Origin of the sequence: Nonomuraea sp. SBT364, from assembly GCF_001083785.1 — a bacterium.
In the GTDB taxonomy this organism is placed as follows: Bacteria; Actinomycetota; Actinomycetes; order Streptosporangiales; family Streptosporangiaceae; genus Nonomuraea.
In genome coordinates this window covers 91,318-110,232 of the sequence record NZ_LAVL01000003.1, presented here as the reverse complement: position 1 = coordinate 110,232, position 18,915 = coordinate 91,318, and the positions used below count along the sequence as shown (strand labels likewise).

General features: G+C 71.3%; 17 protein-coding genes and 1 tRNA gene. 6 read left to right on the top strand and 12 right to left on the bottom strand.

Annotation, left to right across the window (positions count from 1 at the left end):
* Positions 1–158 precede the first annotated feature (158 nt).
* From pth to ADY59_RS02840, 5 genes are all read right to left on the bottom strand, one after another.
* Complete coding sequence (pth, locus tag ADY59_RS02860; RefSeq protein WP_049557178.1) at positions 159–743, bottom strand: aminoacyl-tRNA hydrolase; 585 nt, start codon at positions 741–743, stop codon at positions 159–161.
* A 61-nt stretch (positions 744–804) separates the two neighbouring features.
* Entirely contained in the window at positions 805–1,413 is a 609-nt protein-coding gene (locus ADY59_RS02855) for a 50S ribosomal protein L25/general stress protein Ctc (RefSeq protein WP_049557177.1), read from the bottom strand.
* 98 nt (positions 1,414–1,511) lie between these two features.
* The gene (locus ADY59_RS02850) at positions 1,512–2,453 is read right to left on the bottom strand and encodes a ribose-phosphate diphosphokinase (RefSeq protein WP_049557175.1); all 942 of its coding nucleotides are present in this window, start codon (positions 2,451–2,453) and stop codon (positions 1,512–1,514) included.
* A gap of 22 nt (positions 2,454–2,475) precedes the next feature.
* On the bottom strand, positions 2,476–3,936 hold the full coding sequence (glmU, locus tag ADY59_RS02845) for a bifunctional UDP-N-acetylglucosamine diphosphorylase/glucosamine-1-phosphate N-acetyltransferase GlmU (protein WP_049557174.1): 1,461 nt from the start codon (positions 3,934–3,936) through the stop codon (positions 2,476–2,478).
* Between the two features lie 120 nt (positions 3,937–4,056).
* A tRNA-Gln gene (locus ADY59_RS02840) sits at positions 4,057–4,128 on the bottom strand.
* A gap of 269 nt (positions 4,129–4,397) precedes the next feature.
* Between ADY59_RS02840 and ADY59_RS02835 the strand changes: the two genes are divergently transcribed.
* From ADY59_RS02835 to ADY59_RS02820, 4 genes are read left to right on the top strand one after another with little or no spacing between them, the layout of a single operon-like run.
* The gene (locus ADY59_RS02835) at positions 4,398–5,339 is read left to right on the top strand and encodes an acyl-CoA desaturase (protein ID WP_049557172.1); all 942 of its coding nucleotides are present in this window, start codon (positions 4,398–4,400) and stop codon (positions 5,337–5,339) included.
* 48 nt (positions 5,340–5,387) lie between these two features.
* The gene (locus tag ADY59_RS02830; protein WP_197093400.1) at positions 5,388–6,284 is read left to right on the top strand and encodes a TetR/AcrR family transcriptional regulator; all 897 of its coding nucleotides are present in this window, start codon (positions 5,388–5,390) and stop codon (positions 6,282–6,284) included.
* 53 nt (positions 6,285–6,337) lie between these two features.
* The gene (locus ADY59_RS02825) at positions 6,338–8,398 is read left to right on the top strand and encodes an RNA degradosome polyphosphate kinase (protein WP_049557168.1); all 2,061 of its coding nucleotides are present in this window, start codon (positions 6,338–6,340) and stop codon (positions 8,396–8,398) included.
* Positions 8,388–9,221, top strand: a complete 834-nt coding sequence (locus ADY59_RS02820; protein WP_049557166.1) for an NUDIX hydrolase — start codon at positions 8,388–8,390, stop codon at positions 9,219–9,221. Before ADY59_RS02825 ends, ADY59_RS02820 begins: the two co-directional genes overlap by 11 nt.
* Here the strand turns inward: ADY59_RS02820 and ADY59_RS02815 are convergent.
* The 3 genes from ADY59_RS02815 to ADY59_RS02805 are packed head-to-tail and all read right to left on the bottom strand — an operon-like array spanning position 9,196 to position 11,855.
* Positions 9,196–10,689: a CYTH and CHAD domain-containing protein gene (locus ADY59_RS02815; RefSeq protein ID WP_049557165.1), complete on the bottom strand. Its 1,494-nt coding sequence runs from the start codon at positions 10,687–10,689 to the stop codon at positions 9,196–9,198. The genes ADY59_RS02820 and ADY59_RS02815 overlap by 26 nt on opposite strands.
* A gap of 54 nt (positions 10,690–10,743) precedes the next feature.
* On the bottom strand, positions 10,744–11,091 hold the full coding sequence (locus ADY59_RS02810; RefSeq protein ID WP_049557164.1) for a glyoxalase: 348 nt from the start codon (positions 11,089–11,091) through the stop codon (positions 10,744–10,746).
* Positions 11,088–11,855, bottom strand: coding sequence for a trans-aconitate 2-methyltransferase (locus ADY59_RS02805; RefSeq protein ID WP_231618506.1), 768 nt, complete (start codon positions 11,853–11,855; stop codon positions 11,088–11,090). The genes ADY59_RS02810 and ADY59_RS02805 overlap by 4 nt, the downstream gene beginning before the upstream one ends.
* Before the next feature lie 55 nt (positions 11,856–11,910).
* Between ADY59_RS02805 and ADY59_RS02800 the strand changes: the two genes are divergently transcribed.
* Complete coding sequence (locus tag ADY59_RS02800) at positions 11,911–12,411, top strand: MarR family winged helix-turn-helix transcriptional regulator (protein ID WP_049557162.1); 501 nt, start codon at positions 11,911–11,913, stop codon at positions 12,409–12,411.
* Between the two features lie 841 nt (positions 12,412–13,252).
* Here the strand turns inward: ADY59_RS02800 and ADY59_RS02790 are convergent.
* The gene (locus tag ADY59_RS02790; RefSeq protein ID WP_049557159.1) at positions 13,253–15,091 is read right to left on the bottom strand and encodes an ABC-F family ATP-binding cassette domain-containing protein; all 1,839 of its coding nucleotides are present in this window, start codon (positions 15,089–15,091) and stop codon (positions 13,253–13,255) included.
* Positions 15,092–15,292: 201 nt separating this feature from the next.
* On the bottom strand, positions 15,293–16,195 hold the full coding sequence (locus tag ADY59_RS02785) for a 4-(cytidine 5'-diphospho)-2-C-methyl-D-erythritol kinase (protein ID WP_049557158.1): 903 nt from the start codon (positions 16,193–16,195) through the stop codon (positions 15,293–15,295).
* Between the two features lie 183 nt (positions 16,196–16,378).
* Between ADY59_RS02785 and ADY59_RS02780 the strand changes: the two genes are divergently transcribed.
* The gene (locus tag ADY59_RS02780; protein ID WP_063780536.1) at positions 16,379–17,209 is read left to right on the top strand and encodes an arginase family protein; all 831 of its coding nucleotides are present in this window, start codon (positions 16,379–16,381) and stop codon (positions 17,207–17,209) included.
* Here ADY59_RS02780 and ADY59_RS02775 read toward each other — a convergent pair.
* Both ADY59_RS02775 and rsmA read right to left on the bottom strand, forming a co-directional pair.
* Positions 17,182–17,871: an NlpC/P60 family protein gene (locus ADY59_RS02775; protein ID WP_082309799.1), complete on the bottom strand. Its 690-nt coding sequence runs from the start codon at positions 17,869–17,871 to the stop codon at positions 17,182–17,184. The two genes, ADY59_RS02780 and ADY59_RS02775, sit on opposite strands and share 28 nt — an antisense overlap.
* Before the next feature lie 122 nt (positions 17,872–17,993).
* Complete coding sequence (gene rsmA, locus ADY59_RS02770) at positions 17,994–18,833, bottom strand: 16S rRNA (adenine(1518)-N(6)/adenine(1519)-N(6))-dimethyltransferase RsmA (protein ID WP_156325260.1); 840 nt, start codon at positions 18,831–18,833, stop codon at positions 17,994–17,996.
* Positions 18,834–18,915: the final 82 nt, after the last annotated feature.

Genomic DNA, 18,915 nt, shown 5'->3' with positions numbered 1-18,915 from the left:
ACGCGCGGCCCGGCCCGCCAGGCGGCGCTGGGCCCGGATCCGGCGACGGTCAGCAACCCGTCCTGCACGCAGCCTCCAGGTGACGTTCGTCAACGGAAAGTCACTAGAGCGTAGCCCTACGTGCAGCCAGGCAAAGCGTGAACGACGCTATGAGGGGATCAGCGTGGAGGGCCGGAAATGTTCAGATCGGCGCGGTGGAACTCGTTCTGCGTGACGTCGAGACCGCGTTCCATGAGCGACTCGACCACGTCGGCCGCCCGGTCGACCAGGAAGGGCAGGTCCTTGCGCTCGGCGGTGGCGAAGCCCTTCAGCACGAACGAGGCCGGGTCCATCCGGCCCGGCGGCCTGCCGATGCCGAACCGTACGCGAAGGTAGTCGCGGGTGCCGAGGACCTTGGTGATCGACTTGAGCCCGTTGTGGCCGTTGTCGCCGCCGCCCAGCTTGGCGCGCAGCGCCCCATACGGGACGTCGAGCTCGTCGTGGATCACGATGAGCCGGTCGGGGCCGATCTTGTAGAAGTCGGCGAGCGCCTTGGTCGGCCCGCCGGACAGGTTCATGTACGTCAGCGGCTTGGCGAGCACGGCGGCCCGCGTCTCCAGCACCTCGGCGCGGCTGCGGTGCGCCTTGAACCGCCCGCCGGCCCTGGCGGCCAGTTCGTCGAGCGTCATGAAGCCCGCGTTGTGCCTGTTGCCCGCGTATTCGGGACCGGGGTTGCCGAGCCCGACGATCAGCCAGCGGTCCATGTGCTTCCCCTCAAGCGGAAAAGGGGCAGCCGGCACGCCGGCTGCCCCGTGACCGGGATCGTTACTCGGCGGCGGAAGCCTCGGCGGGCTCGCCCTCGGCCTCCTCGCCCTCGGCCTCCTCGGCCGGGGCCTCGGCCTGCTTGGCGATGACCTGGACGACCAGGGTGTCCGGGTCGGCGATCAGCGTGGCGCCCTCGGGCAGGTCGAGCTGACCGGCGGTGATGGAGGCGCCGACCTCCAGGCCCTCGACGTCGACCTCGACACCGGTCGGGATGTGGGTGGCCTCGGCCTCGACGGCGATGCTCATGAGCTGCTGGTCGAACAGGCCGTCGGGGTTGACGTCGCCGACCGCGATGACCGGGAGCTCGACGGTGACCTTCTCGCCGCGCTTGACCAGGAGCAGGTCGACGTGCTCGACGAAGCCCTTGATCGGGTCGCGCTGGACGCCCTTGGGCAGCGCGAGCTCGTCCACGCCCTCACCCTGGAGGCGGATCAGCACGTTGGGCGTGCGGAGCGCGAGGAGCACCTCGTGGCCCGGCAGGGTCAGGTGCTTGGGGTCGATGCCGTGGCCGTAGAGAACGGCGGGCACCTTGTCGGCGCGGCGGATCTTGCGCGCTGCGCCCTTGCCGAACTCGGTGCGCTGCTCGGCGGCGATACGAACTTCAGACACGACATCTCCTAGGGATGCAGAGATCGATGGGGTTTTGCGCTCCCCCTCACCCGCCCTAGCGGAAGGCGTTACGAGCGCAACCCTCACAGCCTACCGGCTCAGGTGTCTCCCTCGAACAGGCTCGTGACGGAGCCGTCGGTGAACACCTCGGTGATGGCGCGGGCGATGAGCGGCGCGATGGACAGCACGGTGAGCTTGTCGAAGCGGTTGGCCTGCGCCAGCGGCAGCGTGTTGGTGACGATGACCTCGGAGATGCGCGAGTTCTTCAGCCGGTCGACGGCCGGGTCGGAGAACACCGCGTGCGTGGCGGCCGTGATCACGTTGGTGGCGCCCTGCTCGTAGAGGGCGTCGGCCGCCTTGCAGATGGTGCCGGCGGTGTCGATCATGTCGTCGATGAGGACGCAGGTCCGGCCGCGTACCTTGCCGACGACCTCGCTGACCTTCACCGAGTTGGCGACGTCGAGGTCGCGCCGCTTGTGGATGAAGGCCAGCGGGGTGCCGAGCGTGTCGGCCCAGCGCTCCGACAGCCGCACGCGGCCGGTGTCGGGCGAGACGATCGTGGTGTTGGCCAGGTCGAGCTTGTTCTTCAGGTAGCTCTCCAGCACCGGCATGGCGAACAGGTGGTCCACCGGGCCGTCGAAGAAGCCCTGGATCTGCGAGGTGTGCAGGTCGATCGACATGAGGCGGTCGGCGCCGGCGGTCTTGAAGATGTCGGCGATCAGCCGGGCGGTGATGGGCTCGCGGCCTCGGCCCTTCTTGTCCTGCCTGGCGTAGCCGAAGAACGGCATGACCACGGTGATGCGCTTGGCGGAGGCCCGCTTGAGCGCGTCGACCATGATGAGCTGTTCCATGATCCACTGGTTGATGGGCCCGGTGTGGCTCTGGATCACGAAGGCGTCGCAGCCCCGGACGGATTCGAGGTAGCGGGCGTAGATCTCGCCGTTGGCGAAGTCGATCAACTTGGTGGGGGTAAGGGAGACGCCGACGTGCTCGGCGACCTCCTCGGCCAGCTCCGGATAGGCCCGGCCGGAGAAGAGCATGAGGTTCTTCTCGCCCGGCTGTTTAATGCTGGTCACTGCTGCTCTCCTGCTGTCGCTGCTCGGCCAGCGCCCGCTCGGCCGCCGCTGCCGACTTCGTGCCCGCGCGCCTGCGCAAGACCCATTTCTCGATGTTGCGCTGACGCGCTCTCGCCACCCCGATCGCGCCGGGCGGCACATCGCCGTCGATGACGGAGCCGGCGGCCGTGTAGGCGCCGTCGCCGATCGTCACCGGGGCGATGAGCATGGTGTCGCAGCCGACGAACGCGCCGTCGCCCACGATGGTGCGGCTCTTGGTGACGCCGTCGTAGTTGACGAAGACCACGGCGGCGCCGATGTTGACGTCGTCGCCGATCGTGGCGTCGCCCGCGTAGGTCAGGTGGGGGACCTTGGAGCCCTCGCCGACCTGGGAGTTCTTCATCTCGACGAAGGTGCCGGCCTTGGACTTGCGGCCCAGGACGGTGCCGGGGCGCAGGTAGCAGTAGGGGCCGACGCTGGCCTCCGGGCCGATCTCGGCGCTGTCGGCGACGGCGTTGCGCACGACGGCGCCGGCGCCGACCCGGGTGTCGGTGAGCGTGGTGGCCGGGCCGACCTCGGCGCCGGCCTCGATGACCGTGCTGCCGTGGAGCTGGGTGCCGGGGTGGATGACGGCGTCGGGCTCGATGGTGACGCCCACGTCGATCCAGGTGCTGGCCGGGTCGACGATCGTGGCGCCGGCGCGCATGTGCCCCTCCAGCAGGCGCTGGTTGAGCACCTTGCGGGCGAGGGCCAGCTGGACCCGGTCGTTGACGCCCTCGACCTCGGCGTGGTCGCCCGCGACGTGCGCGCCGACCCGGTGGCCGTCGCCGCGCAGGATCGACAGCACGTCGGTGAGGTATTCCTCGCCCTGGGCGTTGTCGGTGGACACCCGCTTGACGGCGTCGGCCAGGAGCTCGCCGTCGAAGGCGTAGATGCCGGAGTTCATCTCCTTGATGGCGCGCTGCTCGGGGCTGGCGTCCTTCTCCTCGACGATCTCCAGCACGGCGCCGCCGGAGTCGCGGACGATGCGGCCGTAACCGGTGGGGTCGGGCACCTCGGCGGTGAGCACGGTGACGGCGTTGCCGTCGGCCTCGTGCCGCTGGAGCAGCTCGGCCATGGTCTCGGTGCGCAGCAGCGGCACGTCGCCGTAGGTGACCAGGACGGTGCCGGTGATGGCGCCGACCTCCTCCAGCACGGTGCGGACCGCGTGGCCGGTGCCGCGCTGCTCACGCTGGACGACGGCGCGGGCGTCCGGGCTGGTCTCGGCCAGGTGGGCGCCGACACGTTCGAGCGCGTGGCCGATGACGACGATGAGCCGCTCGGGACCGAGGTCGCGGGCGGCGGCGAGCATGTGGTCGACCAGGGCTCGGCCGCACAGCTCGTGCAGGACTTTCGGGGTCTGGCTCTTCATCCGGGTTCCCTCGCCGGCGGCGAGGACGACGACGGCTGCCGGGCGCGGCACACTCACGGACTGAGGCTCCCTGTGGCTGGACGGTTCAGGGCTGCGGCTACCGCACCGCTACCCTCCCGACACCGTGAGGATACCTGCCCGCCCTGGGCTCTCTCGCGAGGGGGGACACCCGAAAGGCTCCCGGAAGAGGACTCGAACCCCTACAAAGTGGACCAAAACCACTTGTCCTGCCGATTAGACGATCCGGGATTAATCGGACACCGTGGCGTCCGACGCACCCCCTACGATACCGATTCCGCGCCCATATTCGTCCCCGATCGGACTGCGAGCGCGATCCCTGGGCAGTGAAGCGGCATAACAGACCGTCCCAAAAGCCGCAAGCCATGGAACCCACGCATGTCGTTGGGCAGCCCGTTGCGAAACACACATCGCTCCTTAGGGCTTCCTTACTTACGATGGCGTAGGTTACGTTTGCGTAGCCAGGACAATCTCCGCAAACAGCTCGTGAGAGGCAGCCCATGACCGTTCTCGCCGAACGCTCCACCCCTGGACCGAAGCCCGACTTCGAACCCGAACCGCGCACCAAGGCGGAACTGCTGACGTTCGCGCTGGTCGTCGGTCTCCCGTTGATCGCGATCGCCGTCGCCGTGCCGGTCGCGTGGGGATGGGGGCTCATCGGCTGGAGCGACGTGGTGATCGCGGCCGTCTTCTACGTCGTCTCCGGCCTCGGCGTCACGGTCGGACTGCACCGCTACTTCACCCACGGCTCGTTCAAGGCCAAGCGCCCGCTCAAGATCGCCATGGGCATCGCGGGCAGTCTCTCGCTGGAGATGTCGGTGCTCGACTGGGTCGCCACCCACCGCAAGCACCACAAGTTCTCCGACAAGGAGGGCGACCCGCACTCGCCGTGGCGCTTCGGCCCCGGCTTCAAGGCCATGTCCAAGGGCCTGCTCTACGCGCACATGGGCTGGCTGTTCGACGCCGAGCGGGTCAACCGTGAGAAGTACGCCCCGGACCTCGTCAGGGACCCGGACGTGATGAAGCTGCACCGGTGGTTCGGCGCGCTCGCCCTCACCTCGATCCTGCTGCCGGGCGTCATCGGCGGGCTCGTCACCTGGTCCTGGCAGGGCGCGCTGACCGCGCTGTTCTGGGGCTCGCTGGTGCGCATCGGCCTGCTGCACCACGTCACCTGGTCGATCAACTCGATCTGCCACGTGTTCGGCGAGGAGGACTTCCAGGTGCGCGACAAGTCGCGCAACGTGTGGTGGCTGGCCATCCCGTCGTTCGGCGAGTCCTGGCACAACCTGCACCACTCCGACCCGACCTGCGCCAGGCACGGCGCGCTCAAGGGCCAGATCGACCTGAGCGCCGGCCTCATCCGGATCTTCGAACGGCTCGGCTGGGCGCACGACGTCCGCTGGCCCACTGCCGAGCGCCTGGCGGCGAAGAGAATCTCCTGACAGCACGCCATTATGGAGAGTGTGACCGAATCCCGATCTCGCAGGCGCATGACCGGAAGAGAACGAAGGGAGCAACTGATACTGATCAGTCGCACCCTGTTCGCGGAGAAGGGGTTCGACGGGACCTCCATCGAGGAGATCGCCGCCACGGCACAGGTCTCCAAGCCGGTGGTCTACGAGCACTTCGGCGGCAAGGAGGGCGTCTACGCGGTGGTCGTCGACCGCGAGATGCAGAAGCTCCTGGTCATGATCACCGAGGCGCTCTCGGCCACCCACTCGCTGGTCAAGCTGGAGCGTGCCGCGCTGGCCCTGCTCCAGTACATCGAGGAGAGCAGCGAGGGCTTCCGCATCCTGGTCCGCGACTCGCACGCCGCGTCGGGCACCGGCACGTTCGCCAGCCTGATCAGCGAGATCGCGAGCCAGGTGGAGGACGTGCTGGCCGACGAGTTCGTGGGCCGGGGCTACGACCCCAAGCTCGCCCCGATGTACGCCCAGATGCTGGTCGGCATGGTGGCGCTGACCGGCCAGTGGTGGCTGGACGTACGCAAGCCGGGCCGCGAGGAGGTCGCGGCGCACCTGGTCAACCTGGCCTGGAACGGCCTGACCGGGCTCAACCCGCAGCCCACGATCACCCTGGCCACCCGGACCCAGGCCGCCGTCGTGCCGCGCACCAGCGAGAAGGAGCTGCGTGAGCTGGAGAAGGCGCGTGAGCGCGAGCTCAAGGAGGCCGAGAAGGTCCGCCAGCGCGAGCTGCGCGAGGCGGAGAAGGCCAGGGCGCGTGAGCTGAAGGAGCGCGAGCGGCTGCTCAAGGAGGCCGAGAAGGAGCGCGAGCGGCTGCTGAAGGAGTCCGAGAAGGCTCGCGAGCGCGAGGACAAGCTGCGCCAGCGCGAGGCCAGGCTGGCCGAGCTGGCGGCCCGGCTGGGCCAGGGCGAGCAGAGCGAATAAGTCGTTGCGGGGAAGTTAACGTTCTGTTCAACCGGACCGGGCATATTCCACGTATGTCCGCTGAACTGCTGCATTCCGGTAACGATCTACCCCTGCCACAGGAGAGGTTCCTCAATCGCGAGGAGAGCTGGCTGCAGTTCAACGAACGGGTCCTGGAGCTGGCCGAGGACGCGTCGCTGCCCCTGCTGGAGCGGGTCCGCTTCCTGGCGATCTTCGCCAGCAACCTGGACGAGTTCTTCCGTGTCCGGGTGGCCGGCCTCAAGCGGCGCATGGCGACCGGCCTGCTGCTGCGCACCAAGAGCGGGCTGAAGCCGAGCGAGGAGCTGGCCCGGATCGCGACCATCGCCGACGATCTGGCCAGACGGCACGCGGCGAGCTTCCACCAGCACATCCGCCCGCAGCTCGCGACCGAGGGCATCGAGATCGTCCGCTGGGACGAGCTGGGCCGCGAGGAGCGCACCGAGCTGCGCAAACTCTTCCGTGAGCGGATCCGGCCGGTCCTGACGCCCCTGGCCGTCGACCCCGCCCACCCGTTTCCGTACATTTCAGGGTTGAGCCTGAATTTGGCCGTGGTGGTGCGCAACCCGGCCAGCGATCACACCGTGTTCGCCCGGGTCAAGGTGCCCTCGCAGCTGCCCCGGTTCGTGACGGCGTCGAAGGACCGGTTCGTACCGCTGGAAGACGTCATCGCGGCGCACCTGGGGCAGCTCTTCAAGGGCATGGAGATCGTCCAGCACCACGTCTTCCGGGTGACCAGGAACGAGGACCTCGAAGTCGACGAGGACGTCACCGAGAACCTCATGCAGGCCCTGGAGAAGGAGCTGCGGCGGCGCAGGTTCGGGCCGCCGGTGCGGCTGGAGGTCGAGGACACCATCACCCAGGAGGTGCTCGACCTGCTGGTGGAGGAGCTGGAGCTGGCCCCGCACGAGATCTACCGGATCGCCGGGCCGCTCGACCTGACCGGACTGCACGCGATCGCCGACCTGGACCGCGGCGAGCTCGGCTACCGGCCGTTCGTGCCGGCCGAGGCGATCAGCTCCGCCGACGACCTGTTCGCGGTGCTGCGCGAGCGCGACGTGCTGCTGCACCACCCGTACGACTCGTTCGCGACCAGCGTGCAGCGGTTCATCGAGGTGGCCTCCGCCGACCCGAGGGTGCTGGCGATCAAGCAGACGCTCTACCGTACCAGCGGCGACTCCCCCATCGTGGACGCGCTCATCGACGCGGCCGAGGCGGGCAAGCAGGTCGTGGTCGTGGTGGAGATCAAGGCCAGGTTCGACGAGCACGCGAACATCTCCTGGGCGCGCAAGCTGGAGCGGGCCGGCTGCCACGTGGTCTACGGCGTGGTCGGGCTCAAGACGCACTGCAAGCTCGCGCTCGTCGTCCGGCAGGAGGCGTCCGGCGAGCTGCGCCGCTACTGCCACATCGGCACCGGCAACTACAACCCCAAGACCGCCCGGCATTACGAGGACTTCGGCCTGCTCACCGCGGACCCGCTGGTCGGCGAGGACGTCACGGACCTGTTCATCCACCTGACCGGCTACTCCAACCACTCCGCCTACCGCAGGCTGCTGGTCGCGCCGCACTCGCTGCGCGGCGGGCTGCTGGCCAGGATCGAGCGGGAGATCGCCCACCAGCAGGCCGGCCGCCCGGCGCGGATCAGGATCAAGACGAACTCGCTGGTGGACGAGCCGATCATCGACGCCCTCTACCGCGCGTCGCGGGCCGGCGTGCCGGTGGACCTGTGGGTGCGCGGCGTGTGCACCCTGCGGCCCGGCATCCCGGGCCTGTCGGAGACGATCCGCGTCCGCTCGGTGCTGGGACGCTTCCTGGAGCACTCCCGGGTGTACGAGTTCGGCCTGGGCAGGCGGCCCGAGGTGTGGATCGGCAGCGCGGACCTGATGCGGCGCAACCTGGACCGCCGGGTGGAGGCCCTGGTCAAGGTCACCTCGCCGCAGCACAAGGCGTACCTGATCGAGCTGATGGACCAGGCCATGGCCGAGACCACGAGCACCTGGTGGCTCGGGTCCGACGGCGCCTGGGTCCGCCACCAGGGCGACGACCTGCAGAGCCGCCTGATCGCCACGCGCCGCTGGAGGACCATTGACGACTGACCCGCTCCGGGCGGCCGGAGCCGTCGTGTGGCGCGGTGACGAGCGCTCCCCCGAGGTGGCCGTCGTCCGCCGCCCGCGCTACGACGACTGGACCTTCCCCAAGGGCAAGCTCAAGTCCGGCGAGCACGTGATCGCCGCCGCGCTGCGCGAGGTGCGCGAGGAGACCGGGCTGACCGTGACGCTCGACCGCGCCCTGCCTCCGGTCCACTACCTGCACGGGGCCCGGCACAAGCGGGTCGACTACTGGGCCGGCCGGGTGGCGGCCGAGGCCCCGTTCACGCCCGGCGAGGAGGTGGACGAGCTGCGCTGGCTGCCGCTGGATCGGGCACGTGACCTGCTGACCTACGCACGGGACGCGGACCTGCTGCGCGCGCTCCGCGCCGCGCCGCTGGCCACGGTCCCGCTCGTCCTGGTGCGGCACGGCTCGGCGGGCTCCCGCCAGGCGTGGGAGGGCGACGACGCCCGGCGGCCGCTCGACCCCGACGGCCTGGCCCAGGCCGCGACGCTGGCCACCGTCCTGCCCGCCTACCGGCCGGCGATCCTGCTGAGCTCTCCCAGCCTGCGCTGTGTCCAGACGCTGGAACCGTACGGCATGGACATCGCCCGCGACGCGCTCCTCAGCGAGGAGAGCCAGGACCCGCGCAAGACCCCCGCGCTGGCCGGCGAGCTGACCGCGCCCGCCGTCGTGTGCAGTCACGGCAAGGTGCTGCCGCACCTGATCGCCTCGCTCAGCGGCGCGGACGTGCACCTGCGCAAGGGCGCGTTCGCCGTGCTGCACCGGCTGGGCGAGCGGGTGGTCAGCTTGGAGCGCTACGTGACGTGAGCTTCCCGGCGGCCTCCGTCGTCTCCGCCCACACCCGGGGGAACTCCGCGTGCGCCCGCTCGGCGGCCGCCCGTTCCAGGCCGGCGAGCAGCCCGTACGTGAACGTGTCCTCGCCGGCTTCCCTGGCCGCCCGCGCCTCCCGGGCGAGCGTCTCCTGCGCGACGACGCCGTCCTGGTGCGTGCCCAGCACCTCCTGTACGGCCTCCGCCAGCTTGGCGAGCTTGGCCATCGACTTGCCGAGCGGGCCCCGCAGCGCCTCGGCGGTGTAGCGGGCACGCTTGGCGGCCTTGCGCACGTCGTGCATGGCCAGCTCGCGCGCCTGCGGGTCCGCGATGGCCCGCGCGGTCTCGTACGCCCCGGTAACCCGGCCCCAACCGGTCTCGGCCACGTCCCTGAGCCGGTCCGCTGGCTCGGCGGCGGCCTTGGTCAGGCGGGGCGCGGCCACGAGCTCGTCGAGCGCGTTCAGCAGCAGGTAGTAGCGCTCGCCGCTGAGCTCTTCGCGGATGCGCCCGTACGCCTCCGCCTCGCGTTCGAGCAGGTCGTCGCCGAGGCGGACGCGGATGGGGCCGGTGACCAGCTCGGGGGGCAGCCGGTCCAGCGCGGCGGCGAACCTGGCCCTGGTCACCTCCAGGTCGCGAGCCTCGCCGAGCACCTCGCCGAGCCGGCGCAGCTCCTCCCGCAGCTCGGCCGTGCCCCGGACGACCGGTTTGAACGCCTTGAGCGCGCTGCGCAGTCTGCGCGCGGCGACGCGCATCCGGTGCACGGCGTCGTCCTCGGCCCGTCGCACGCGGGGGTCCTGGGAGAGCAGCGCCGCCACGTGGCCTGCCAGATAGCCGGCGACGGCGTGACCGGCGGTGCCCGGCTCCAGGTTCGCGCGCGGCACCGGCGGCGGGCTGAGGAGCTTGGCCAGCTTGCTGGAGGCCGCCGACGGCGTGGCGCCCGCCTTCGTCAGCCGTTTGCCGACCTTGGCCAGCAGTTTCGCGTCGCCCTCCAGCAGCTCGGCCTCGACCTCGCGCCAGCGGGTGACGGTGTCGCCGTCGCCGCCGAACACGGTGCCCTTGACCCGGTCGTCGGCGATCTCGACGAGCTTGGTCCCGCCGTCGTGCAGGACCGTGATGCTCCGGCGCGTGTCGAGCTCGGCGACGATCCGGAGCTCGGCGCCCCTCGTGTAGGCGCGGACCAGCTCCGCCAGCTCCTGGGGGACGGTCTTGGTGCTGCGGGTCAGCGGGTGGGTGATCTCCTGGCGCACCCCCTTGGCCTTGGGCAGCTTCAGGTGCCAGCCGGGGTCGGCGCCGCCCCGCCTGCGCCGGAGCGTGACGCCCCTGGACGCCAGCCGCAGATCGGACGTGTCGTAGTAGAGAGCGACGAGCTGGAAGGATTTCGGGCCGACGACCTCCGCCAGACCGGTCAGGTCCGGCACCTCGAAGCCGGGGGGAACGTCGAACTTGTCCTCGATCTCGATGCTCACGACACCTCGCAAAAATCCGATTTTCCGGACCATGATGTCACCCCGAAATGAACATCACCGGGCCTGGAGCAGCTCGATCCTGTTGCCCACCGGGTCCGGGACGTAGATGCGCCGATAGCCGGGGAACAGTTCGTCAGGCACCGCGCCGGGCAGCCTGGCCGCCAGCGCGTCCAGGTCTGACACCAGGAACGCCGGGTGCGCCTTGCGGGCCGGCCTGAAGTCCTCCTCGATGCCGAGATGCACCTCCACGCCCTCGCCGCGGAACCAGACGCCGCCGCGCTTGGCCAGTTCCGGCGGCTTGGGCACCTCCCGCAGGCCGAGCACCCCCTCGTAGAACGCCCTCAGCTCGGGCTCGCTGCCCGCCGGCGCGGCGAGCTGGACGTGGTGCAGCGCTGTGATCATTTCTGGGCCACCACGAAGATCCGGCGGAACGGGAAGGGCGTGCCGTACTCCCTCGCGGGGTAGGCGGCGGCCAGCAACTCGGCGAGCTCGGCGCTGAAGCGCCTGGCCTCGTCCGGGCGCAGCCTGTCGAGGATCGGGCGCAGCGCGGTGCCGGACACCCAGTCGAGCACCGGGGTCTCGCCCTGGAGGATGTGCACGTACGTCGTCTCCCAGGCGTCCACCCGGCAGCCGCTCAGCAGGTCGGCGTAGTCGACGGCGGTGCCGACCGGGTCGCCCCTGTCGTAGTCGCCGAGCCGGTCCGCCCATGTCTTCGAGGCGCACAGCTCACGGATGACCGCGTGGCTGGGGGCGTGGTAGTTGCCGGGGACCTGGAAGGCCAGCCAGCCGCCGGGGCTCAGCGCCTCGACCCAGCGTTCGACGAGGTCGCGGTGCTCCGGGACCCACTGCAGGACGGCGTTGGAGACCAGCACGTCCACGGGGCGGTCGGGATGCCAGGTGGTCACGTCGGCGACGGTGAAGCGGGGCGTGGCGTCGCCGAGGGCGCGAGCTCTGGCGATCATGTTCGGTGAGGAGTCGAAGCCGTCCACCTCCGCCTCCGGCCAGCGCCGGGCGAGCTCGATGGTCAGTTCGCCGGTGCCGCAGCCGGCGTCCACGACATAATCGGGGCTGTCGGCCCGTACTCTGGCGAGCAGCTCGAAGAACGGCCGCGACCGCTCGTCGGCGTACCTGTCGTACGTCGCCGGGTCCCACATATCTCTTGACATGAAGATAATTGGTATCGAGATATGTATCTCGATGTCAAGACAGTACACTCGTGTCATGACGCACGATGCGCAGGACGAGGTCGACCGTCTCGTCGCGGCGTGGCGAGCCGAGCGCCCCGACCTCGACGTCGAGCCGCTGCAGGTGCTCTCGCGGGTGTCCAGGCTGGCCAAACATCTCGACCGGGCGCGACGGGCCGCCTTCGGCGAACATGACCTGGAGTCCTGGGAGTTCGACGTGCTGACCGCCCTGCGGCGGGCCGGCAAGCCGTACGAGCTCAGCCCCGGCGCCCTGCTGCGCGCCACGCTCGTCACCTCCGGCACCATGACCAACCGCATCGACCGCCTCGCCCAGGCCGGCCTCGTCCGCCGCCGGCCCGACCCCGAGGACCGGCGCGGCGTCCTCGTCTCCCTCACGGACCCCGGCCTCGCCCGCGTCGACGCGGCCTTCTCCGACCTGCTGCGCCGCGAGCGCGACCTGCTGTGCTCCCTCGCCCCGGCCGACCAGCAAACCCTCGCCGCCCTCCTGCGCACCCTCCTCGCCCCGTTCGACTCCTGACCGCTCCCCGGTTCGTGGCCGGTGATGCGCCCGGCGCGCGAACGTCCTCGGCCTGCCCGGGCTGACCGCAGCTGGGTTACCGCTTCCGGCCCCCTCCGAGCGCGACCCCTGTGGCGGCCCGGCGCCCGTTCGCCGCCTCCGGGCCTTTCCCGCGACCGCGCGCTCCACCGCTCGACCGGTCAGGCGACGTTGACCACGGCATCCTCCCCCCGTTCCATCCCCAGACCCCACGACTCACCCCCAGAGGGAACCCTGCCGCGAAAGACGTCCGCACCCCGGCTGAACGCCGGCGCGGACACCTCCGCGAAGAACGCCCGCGCCCACACGGCTACGGGGACGCCCGCCCCCACGGAGGGACCGCCCACGAGTGCCCCGCCCACGAATGGTCCACCCGCGGGTGAACCGCCCACGGATGGTCCACCTGCGGGTGGATTGCCCACGCACCGCCCACGGATGGACCACCCACGGATGCACCGCCCGCGAGTGGACCGCCCGCTGATGGACCGCCCGCTGATGGACCGCCCGCTGATGGACCGCCCGCCGATGGACGGCCGTGAAGCCGCCACCACCAGCCCGTCACGGTTACCACCGTGCCCGCGACCAGCAGAGGAACCCTGCAGAGGCGGCGCCTCAAGGTGGACGCCCGCAGAGGCGACACCCCGAGGCGGCCGCCCGAGCCGAAGGCCCGAACCGGACGCCCGAACCGGACGCCCGAACCGGACGCCCGAGCTGAACGCCCGAGCCGGACGCCCGCAGGAGCGACCGCCGTGGGAGGGCCTGGGGTGGGCCGGCGCCCGGGGGTGTCCCGGGGCCCGGGGGACTGCGCTCGTGGTCGATACAGCTAGTCGCCGAGGCGGTCGGCGAGGTCGAGCCACTCGGCTTCGACGGTGTCCTTCTGGGTGTGGATGTCACGGAGCTGGGCGTCGAGGGAGCCGAGCTTGGCGTAGTCGCTGGCCGCCTCCGCCATGGCGGCGTGCAGCTTGGCCTCCTGGCCGCTGAGCTTGTCGAGCTGGCGTTCCAGGCGGTTGAGCTCCTTGCGCAGCTCGCGTTCCTCCTTGGCCGACAGGCCCGTGGCGGTGTCGGAGGAGGAGGACGCCGTTTGGGGCGCCGGCTGGGCGGTCTGGTTGGCGGACTGGACGGCCGGCTGGCCGGTGGTGCCTGCGACGCGGGCCGTCACGGCGGTCCCCGCGGCCCGGCGTTCGAGGTATTCGTCCACGCCGCCCGGCAGGAACGACAGCCGCCCGTCGCCCAGCAGCGCCACGCACCGGTCGGTGACCCGCTCCAGGAAGTAGCGGTCGTGGGTGACCAGGATCAGCGTGCCGGGCCAGGCGTCGAGCAGGTCTTCGAGCTCGTTCAGCGTCTCGATGTCGAGGTCGTTGGTTGGCTCGTCGAGCAGCAGCACGTTGGGGTCGTCCATGAGCAGGCGCAGCAGCTGCAGCCGCCTGCGCTCGCCGCCGGACAGGTCGCCGACCACCTTCCACTGCGCCTCGCCCTTGAAGCCGAGGCGTTCGAGCAGTTGGGAGGCCGTCCACTCCTTCTTGCCGACCTGGATGTACTTGCGCACGGACTCGACGGTTTCCAGCACCCGGCGCGTCGGGTCGAGCTCGGCGAGCTCCTGGGACAGGTGCGCGAGCCGTACGGTCTTGCCGCGCACGACCCGGCCCGCATCGGGCTTGATCGTGTCGGCGAGCAGGCGCAGCACCGACGACTTGCCGGAGCCGTTGACGCCGATCAGGCCGATCCGGTCGCCGGGGCCGAACTGCCAGGTGCAGTGATCGAGCACCTGCGGCCCGGCGTCGGGACCGCCGGCGTGCAGCGTGACGTCTTCCAGGTCGTAGACGGTCTTGCCGAGGCGCGCGGCGGCGAACCGCATGAGCTCGACGCTCTCACGAGGCGGCGGCTCGTTGGCGATCAGCGCCTGCGCCGCATCGATCCGGAACTTGGGCTTGGACGTGCGCGCGGGCGGGCCGCGGCGCAGCCAGGCGATCTCCTTGCGCATGAGGTTCTGGCGGCGTTCCTCGGCGGCCTGGGCGATGCGCGCCCGCTCGGCCTTGGCCAGCACGTACGCGGCGTATCCGCCCTCGTAGCGCTCGACCTTGCCGTCGACGACCTCCCACGTGCGGGTGGAGACCGCGTCGAGGAACCACCGGTCGTGCGTCACCACCACCAGCGCGCTCTTGCGGCCAGCCAGATGGGCGGCCAGCCAGGCGATGGCCTCGATGTCGAGGTGGTTGGTGGGCTCGTCCAGCATGATCAGGTCGTGCTCGCCGATCAGCAGCCGGGCCAGCGCCGTGCGCCTGCGCTCGCCGCCGGACAGGTCGCCGGCCTTGGCGTCGAGGTCGAGGTCGCCGATCAGGTTGCCGAGGATCTCGCGGACCCGCTGGTCGCCGGCCCACTCGTGCTCGGCCAGCTCGCCCAGCACGGTCTCACGCACGCTGTGTGAGGGGTCGAGCAGGTCCTGTTGCGACAGGAAGCCGACCCTCAGGCCCCGGGTGTGCGTCACGCGCCCGCTGTCGGGCCGGACGTCTCCGGCGATCACGCTGAGCAGCGTGGTCTTGCCGCCGCCGTTGCGGCCCACGACGCCGATGCGTTCGCCTGCCTCGACCCCGAGGGAGACCTCGCTGAGCAGCGGTTTGGGCCCGTAGGCGTGGGAGACTGACTCGAGATTGACCAGGTTCATCGTCCTCCAAGCGTATCGGCTCACCGGGAGCGCGAGACTCCGCCCGCCGGCCCCGTGCGTACGCCCGATCCGGCACCGGGTCGGCCAAGGCGACGGCCAAGGCGACAGGCAGGGCGCCGGGCAGGGCGACGACACCAGACGGACTCACCCGCCCGACCACTACCGATGTCCGGCCGGCGCAGCCGTCAGACGGCGCAGCCGTCAGATGAGTCTGGCGCCTGGGGCGGGGCCGGAGGTGGGGATGGCGGCGTGGATGCCCTTGGTCTGGGAGAGGGCCTGGGCCAGGCGGGTCGCGTGGGCGGCGTCGGCGGCCAGGAAGGCGCAGGTGGGCCCGGAGCCGGAGACCAGCGCGGCGAGGGCGCCCGCGGCATGGCCCGCGGCGAGGGTGGTGGCCAGGGAGGGCCGCAGGGTCAGGGCGGCGGGCTGGAGGTCGTTGGTGAGGTGCAGGGCGAGGCCGTGCGGGTCACCGGTGCGCAGCGCCTCCATGAGGTCGGGGTCGACCTCCGGCCAGGGGATCTCCGACGACTCGGCGGCGCGGAGCCGGTCGCACTCGGCGTAGACGGTGGGGGTCGACAGGCCGCCGTCGGCGATCGCGAAGGTCCAGTGGAAGGCGCCGCGGGTGGTGAGCGGGGCGAGGCGCTCGCCCCGGCCGGTGCCGACCGCGGTGCCGCCCATGAGGGCGAACGGCACGTCGCTGCCCAGGTCGGCGCCGATCTCCATGAGGTCTTCGCGTGGCAGGCCCAGGCCCCACAGCTCGTTGCAGGCCAGCAACGCCCCTGCCGCGTCGGCGCTGCCGCCGGCCATGCCGCCCGCCACCGGGATGGACTTGTGGATGACGAGGTCGACGCCGTAGGTGCGGCCGCCGTGCTTGGCGAGGGCGCGGGCCGCGCGGACGGCGAGGTTGTCCTCGTCCACCGGGACCCGGTCGGCCCACTCGCCGGTCACCGAGACGCTCACGGTCTCCGACTCGCTCGCCACCACCTCATCGAAGATCGAGACGGCGTGGAAGACGTTGACCAGGTCGTGGTAGCCGTCCTCGCGGAGCGGGCCGACGGAAAGCTGCACGTTGACCTTCGCGGGCACCCGTACGGTCACCGAACTCATGGATTCTGCTGCCACTTTCACTACCGTCGGGGCGAGGACACTCGATGTTAGCGGGGTCGGGGACGCCCCACGGCGCCGTCCGGGATTCGCCGGCGCGGGAGCGGCATACCCGGAGGTCAGACACCCGCGACGCAGGGAGGCATGATGGTGCCGTCCGCAGGTGAGTTGCGAGGAGTGTGCGCTATGAGTGGTGTGACCGTTGTCGAGGTGCCGCAATGGCGGGGGTCCGGGGCGCCGACGGCGGAGCGGCTGCGTGAGGGCGCGCGGCTGCTGGCCGAAATGGTCGCGGCCGACGCGCGGGTGCGGGTGGACGTGGTGGACGACGACCTGGTCGAGACGGCCGCCCGGGTGCGCGCGGCACTCCCGCCGGCGGGCGGCCCGGGTGAGGCGGGCCTGGTGGTGGTCGCCGGAGGTGACTGCGGGGTCGAGCTCGCCCCGGTCGAGGCGGCACGGCGCGCGCACGGCGATCGGCTCGTGGTGGTGTGGTTCGACGCGCATGGCGACCTGAACACCCCTGAGTCGTCGCCGTCGGGGGCGTTTCACGGGATGGTGCTGCGCGCCCTCGCCGGGGAGGGGCCGGCGGGCCTCGTGGCCGCGCAGCCGCTGGACCCGGGGCAGATCGTGCTCGCCGGGGTGCGCGAGCTGGACGCGGGAGAGACGGAGTGGGTCAGGGCGACGGGTGTGCGGCATGTGCGGGGAGCCGACGTGCGGGCGCTGATGGACGCCGTCGGCGAGGACAAGGTGGTGTACGTGCATGTCGACCTCGATGTGCTGGATCCGGCGGTATTCGGGAGTGTGGGATCGCCGGTGCCGGACGGGTTGCTGCCCGGGGAACTGCTGAGCATGGTGCGGGCGGTCGCGGAGCGGCATCCGGTGGCCGGGCTGGGGATCACCGAGTACGAGCCCGCGCGGGCGGAGGACCGGGATGTGCTGGCGCCCCTGGTCGGGGCGCTGGTCGAGGCTTGCGCGGGGCGGCCGGCGGATCGTCAGCCCGGGCGGACGGCTCCCCGGTAGGTGGCGCGGAAGTAGGGGTTGTCGAGGAAGCGGGTGGTCTTGACCACGTCGCCGGTCTTCGGGGCGTGGACCATGACGCCGCCCCGGACGTAGAGGCCGACGTGGGTGGGGTCGCCGGTGCCGCCGCCGAAGAAGAGGAGGTCACCCTCGCGCAGGGCCGTCAGCGGGACGCGGCGGCCCTGGCGGAACTGGCTGCCGGTGTAGTGGCCGAGGCGGACGCCCGCGCGGGCCCACGCGTACAGGGTCAGGCCGCTGCAGTCGAAGCCGACCGTCGACGCGCCCCTGCCGATGCCTCTGGTGGGGCCGGACGGGGAGCCGCCGCCCCAGGAGAAGGGGGTGCCGAGCCGGCCCAGGGCAGCGGCCGCGGCGATGGCGCCCTTGGTGGTGGGCGCGCCGGGTTTCAGGCGGATGACCGCGCAGGCGACGGCGGTCGGGCACGTATCGCCCGGCACGGACGCCGAGGCCGGCGCGGGCAGAACGGCCATCGCGGCCAACGCCGCCAGCGCCGCCAGAGCAGCCGGCCCCGCCAGCGCCGCCAGAGCAGCCGGCCCCGCACTGGCGACACCGGTCGGCGCGGTCGGTGCGGTCGGTGCGGTCGGTGCGGTTGGGACTGGGGTGGTGGCGGGGGTGCCGCCGGTCTTGGGCCGCGTCGGAACGCTCATGGTCAGCCTCCTGTCGTCGAACGAGGAGGCCCCAGGATCGTCCGGCGGCCCGGGGCGCCATCGAGCCGAACCCGGTTCTGTGGACAAGCCGCCGCGGAGGCGCGAAAGCTGTGGACAGCGTCCTAAGGGCGGTGCTCCGCGATGCGGGCGAACGCCTCGACGTCGAGCTGCTCGCCCCGCGCCGAGGGGTCGACGCCGGCCGCCCGCAGCGCCGTCTCCGCCAGCGGGGGGCTGCCCGCCCAGCCGGCCAGGGCCGCGCGGAGCGTCTTGCGGCGCTGCGCGAAGGCGGCGTCGATCACCGCGAACACCTCTTCCCGCGACGCCGTGGTGGCCGGCGGCTCGCGGCGCGCGAGTGAGACCAGCCCGGAATCCACGTTCGGCACCGGCCAGAACACCGTGCGCCCCACCGGCCCCGCCCTGCGCACGTCGGCGTACCAGGCCGCCTTGACCGACGGCACCCCGTACACCTTGGAGCCCGGTGCGGCGGCGAGCCGGTCGGCGACCTCCAGCTGCACCATGATGAGCCCCTTGCGCAGCGAGGGCAGCACCTCCAGCAGGTGCAGCACCACCGGGACGGCCACGTTGTAGGGCAGGTTGGCGACCAGGGCGGTGGGCGCGAAGCCGGCGAGATCGGCTTCGGTGATCTTCATCGCGTCGGCGCCCACGACGGTGAGCCTGTCCGAAAGGCCGCGTTCGGCGACGGTGAGCGGAAGCTGCCCGGCCAGGACCGGGTCGATCTCGACGGCCACCACGTGGCGGGCCTCGGGCAGCAGCGCGAGCGTGAGGGAGCCGAGGCCGGGGCCCACCTCGATGACCACGTCGTCGGCCGTGACCTCGGCCACGCGGACGATCCGCCGGACGGTCCCGGCGTCGATCACGAAGTTCTGGCCTAGCTTTTTGGTGGGCCGCAGATCTAGCTTGTTCGCCAAAATACGTATTTCTGCGGGGCCCAGCAGCCTCATCATCCATACAGTCTCCCGCATCGAAGAACCTGTGATGGCGAACGGGGGCCGGTGAGGGGAGGATGGGTGGAACAGGAAGGGA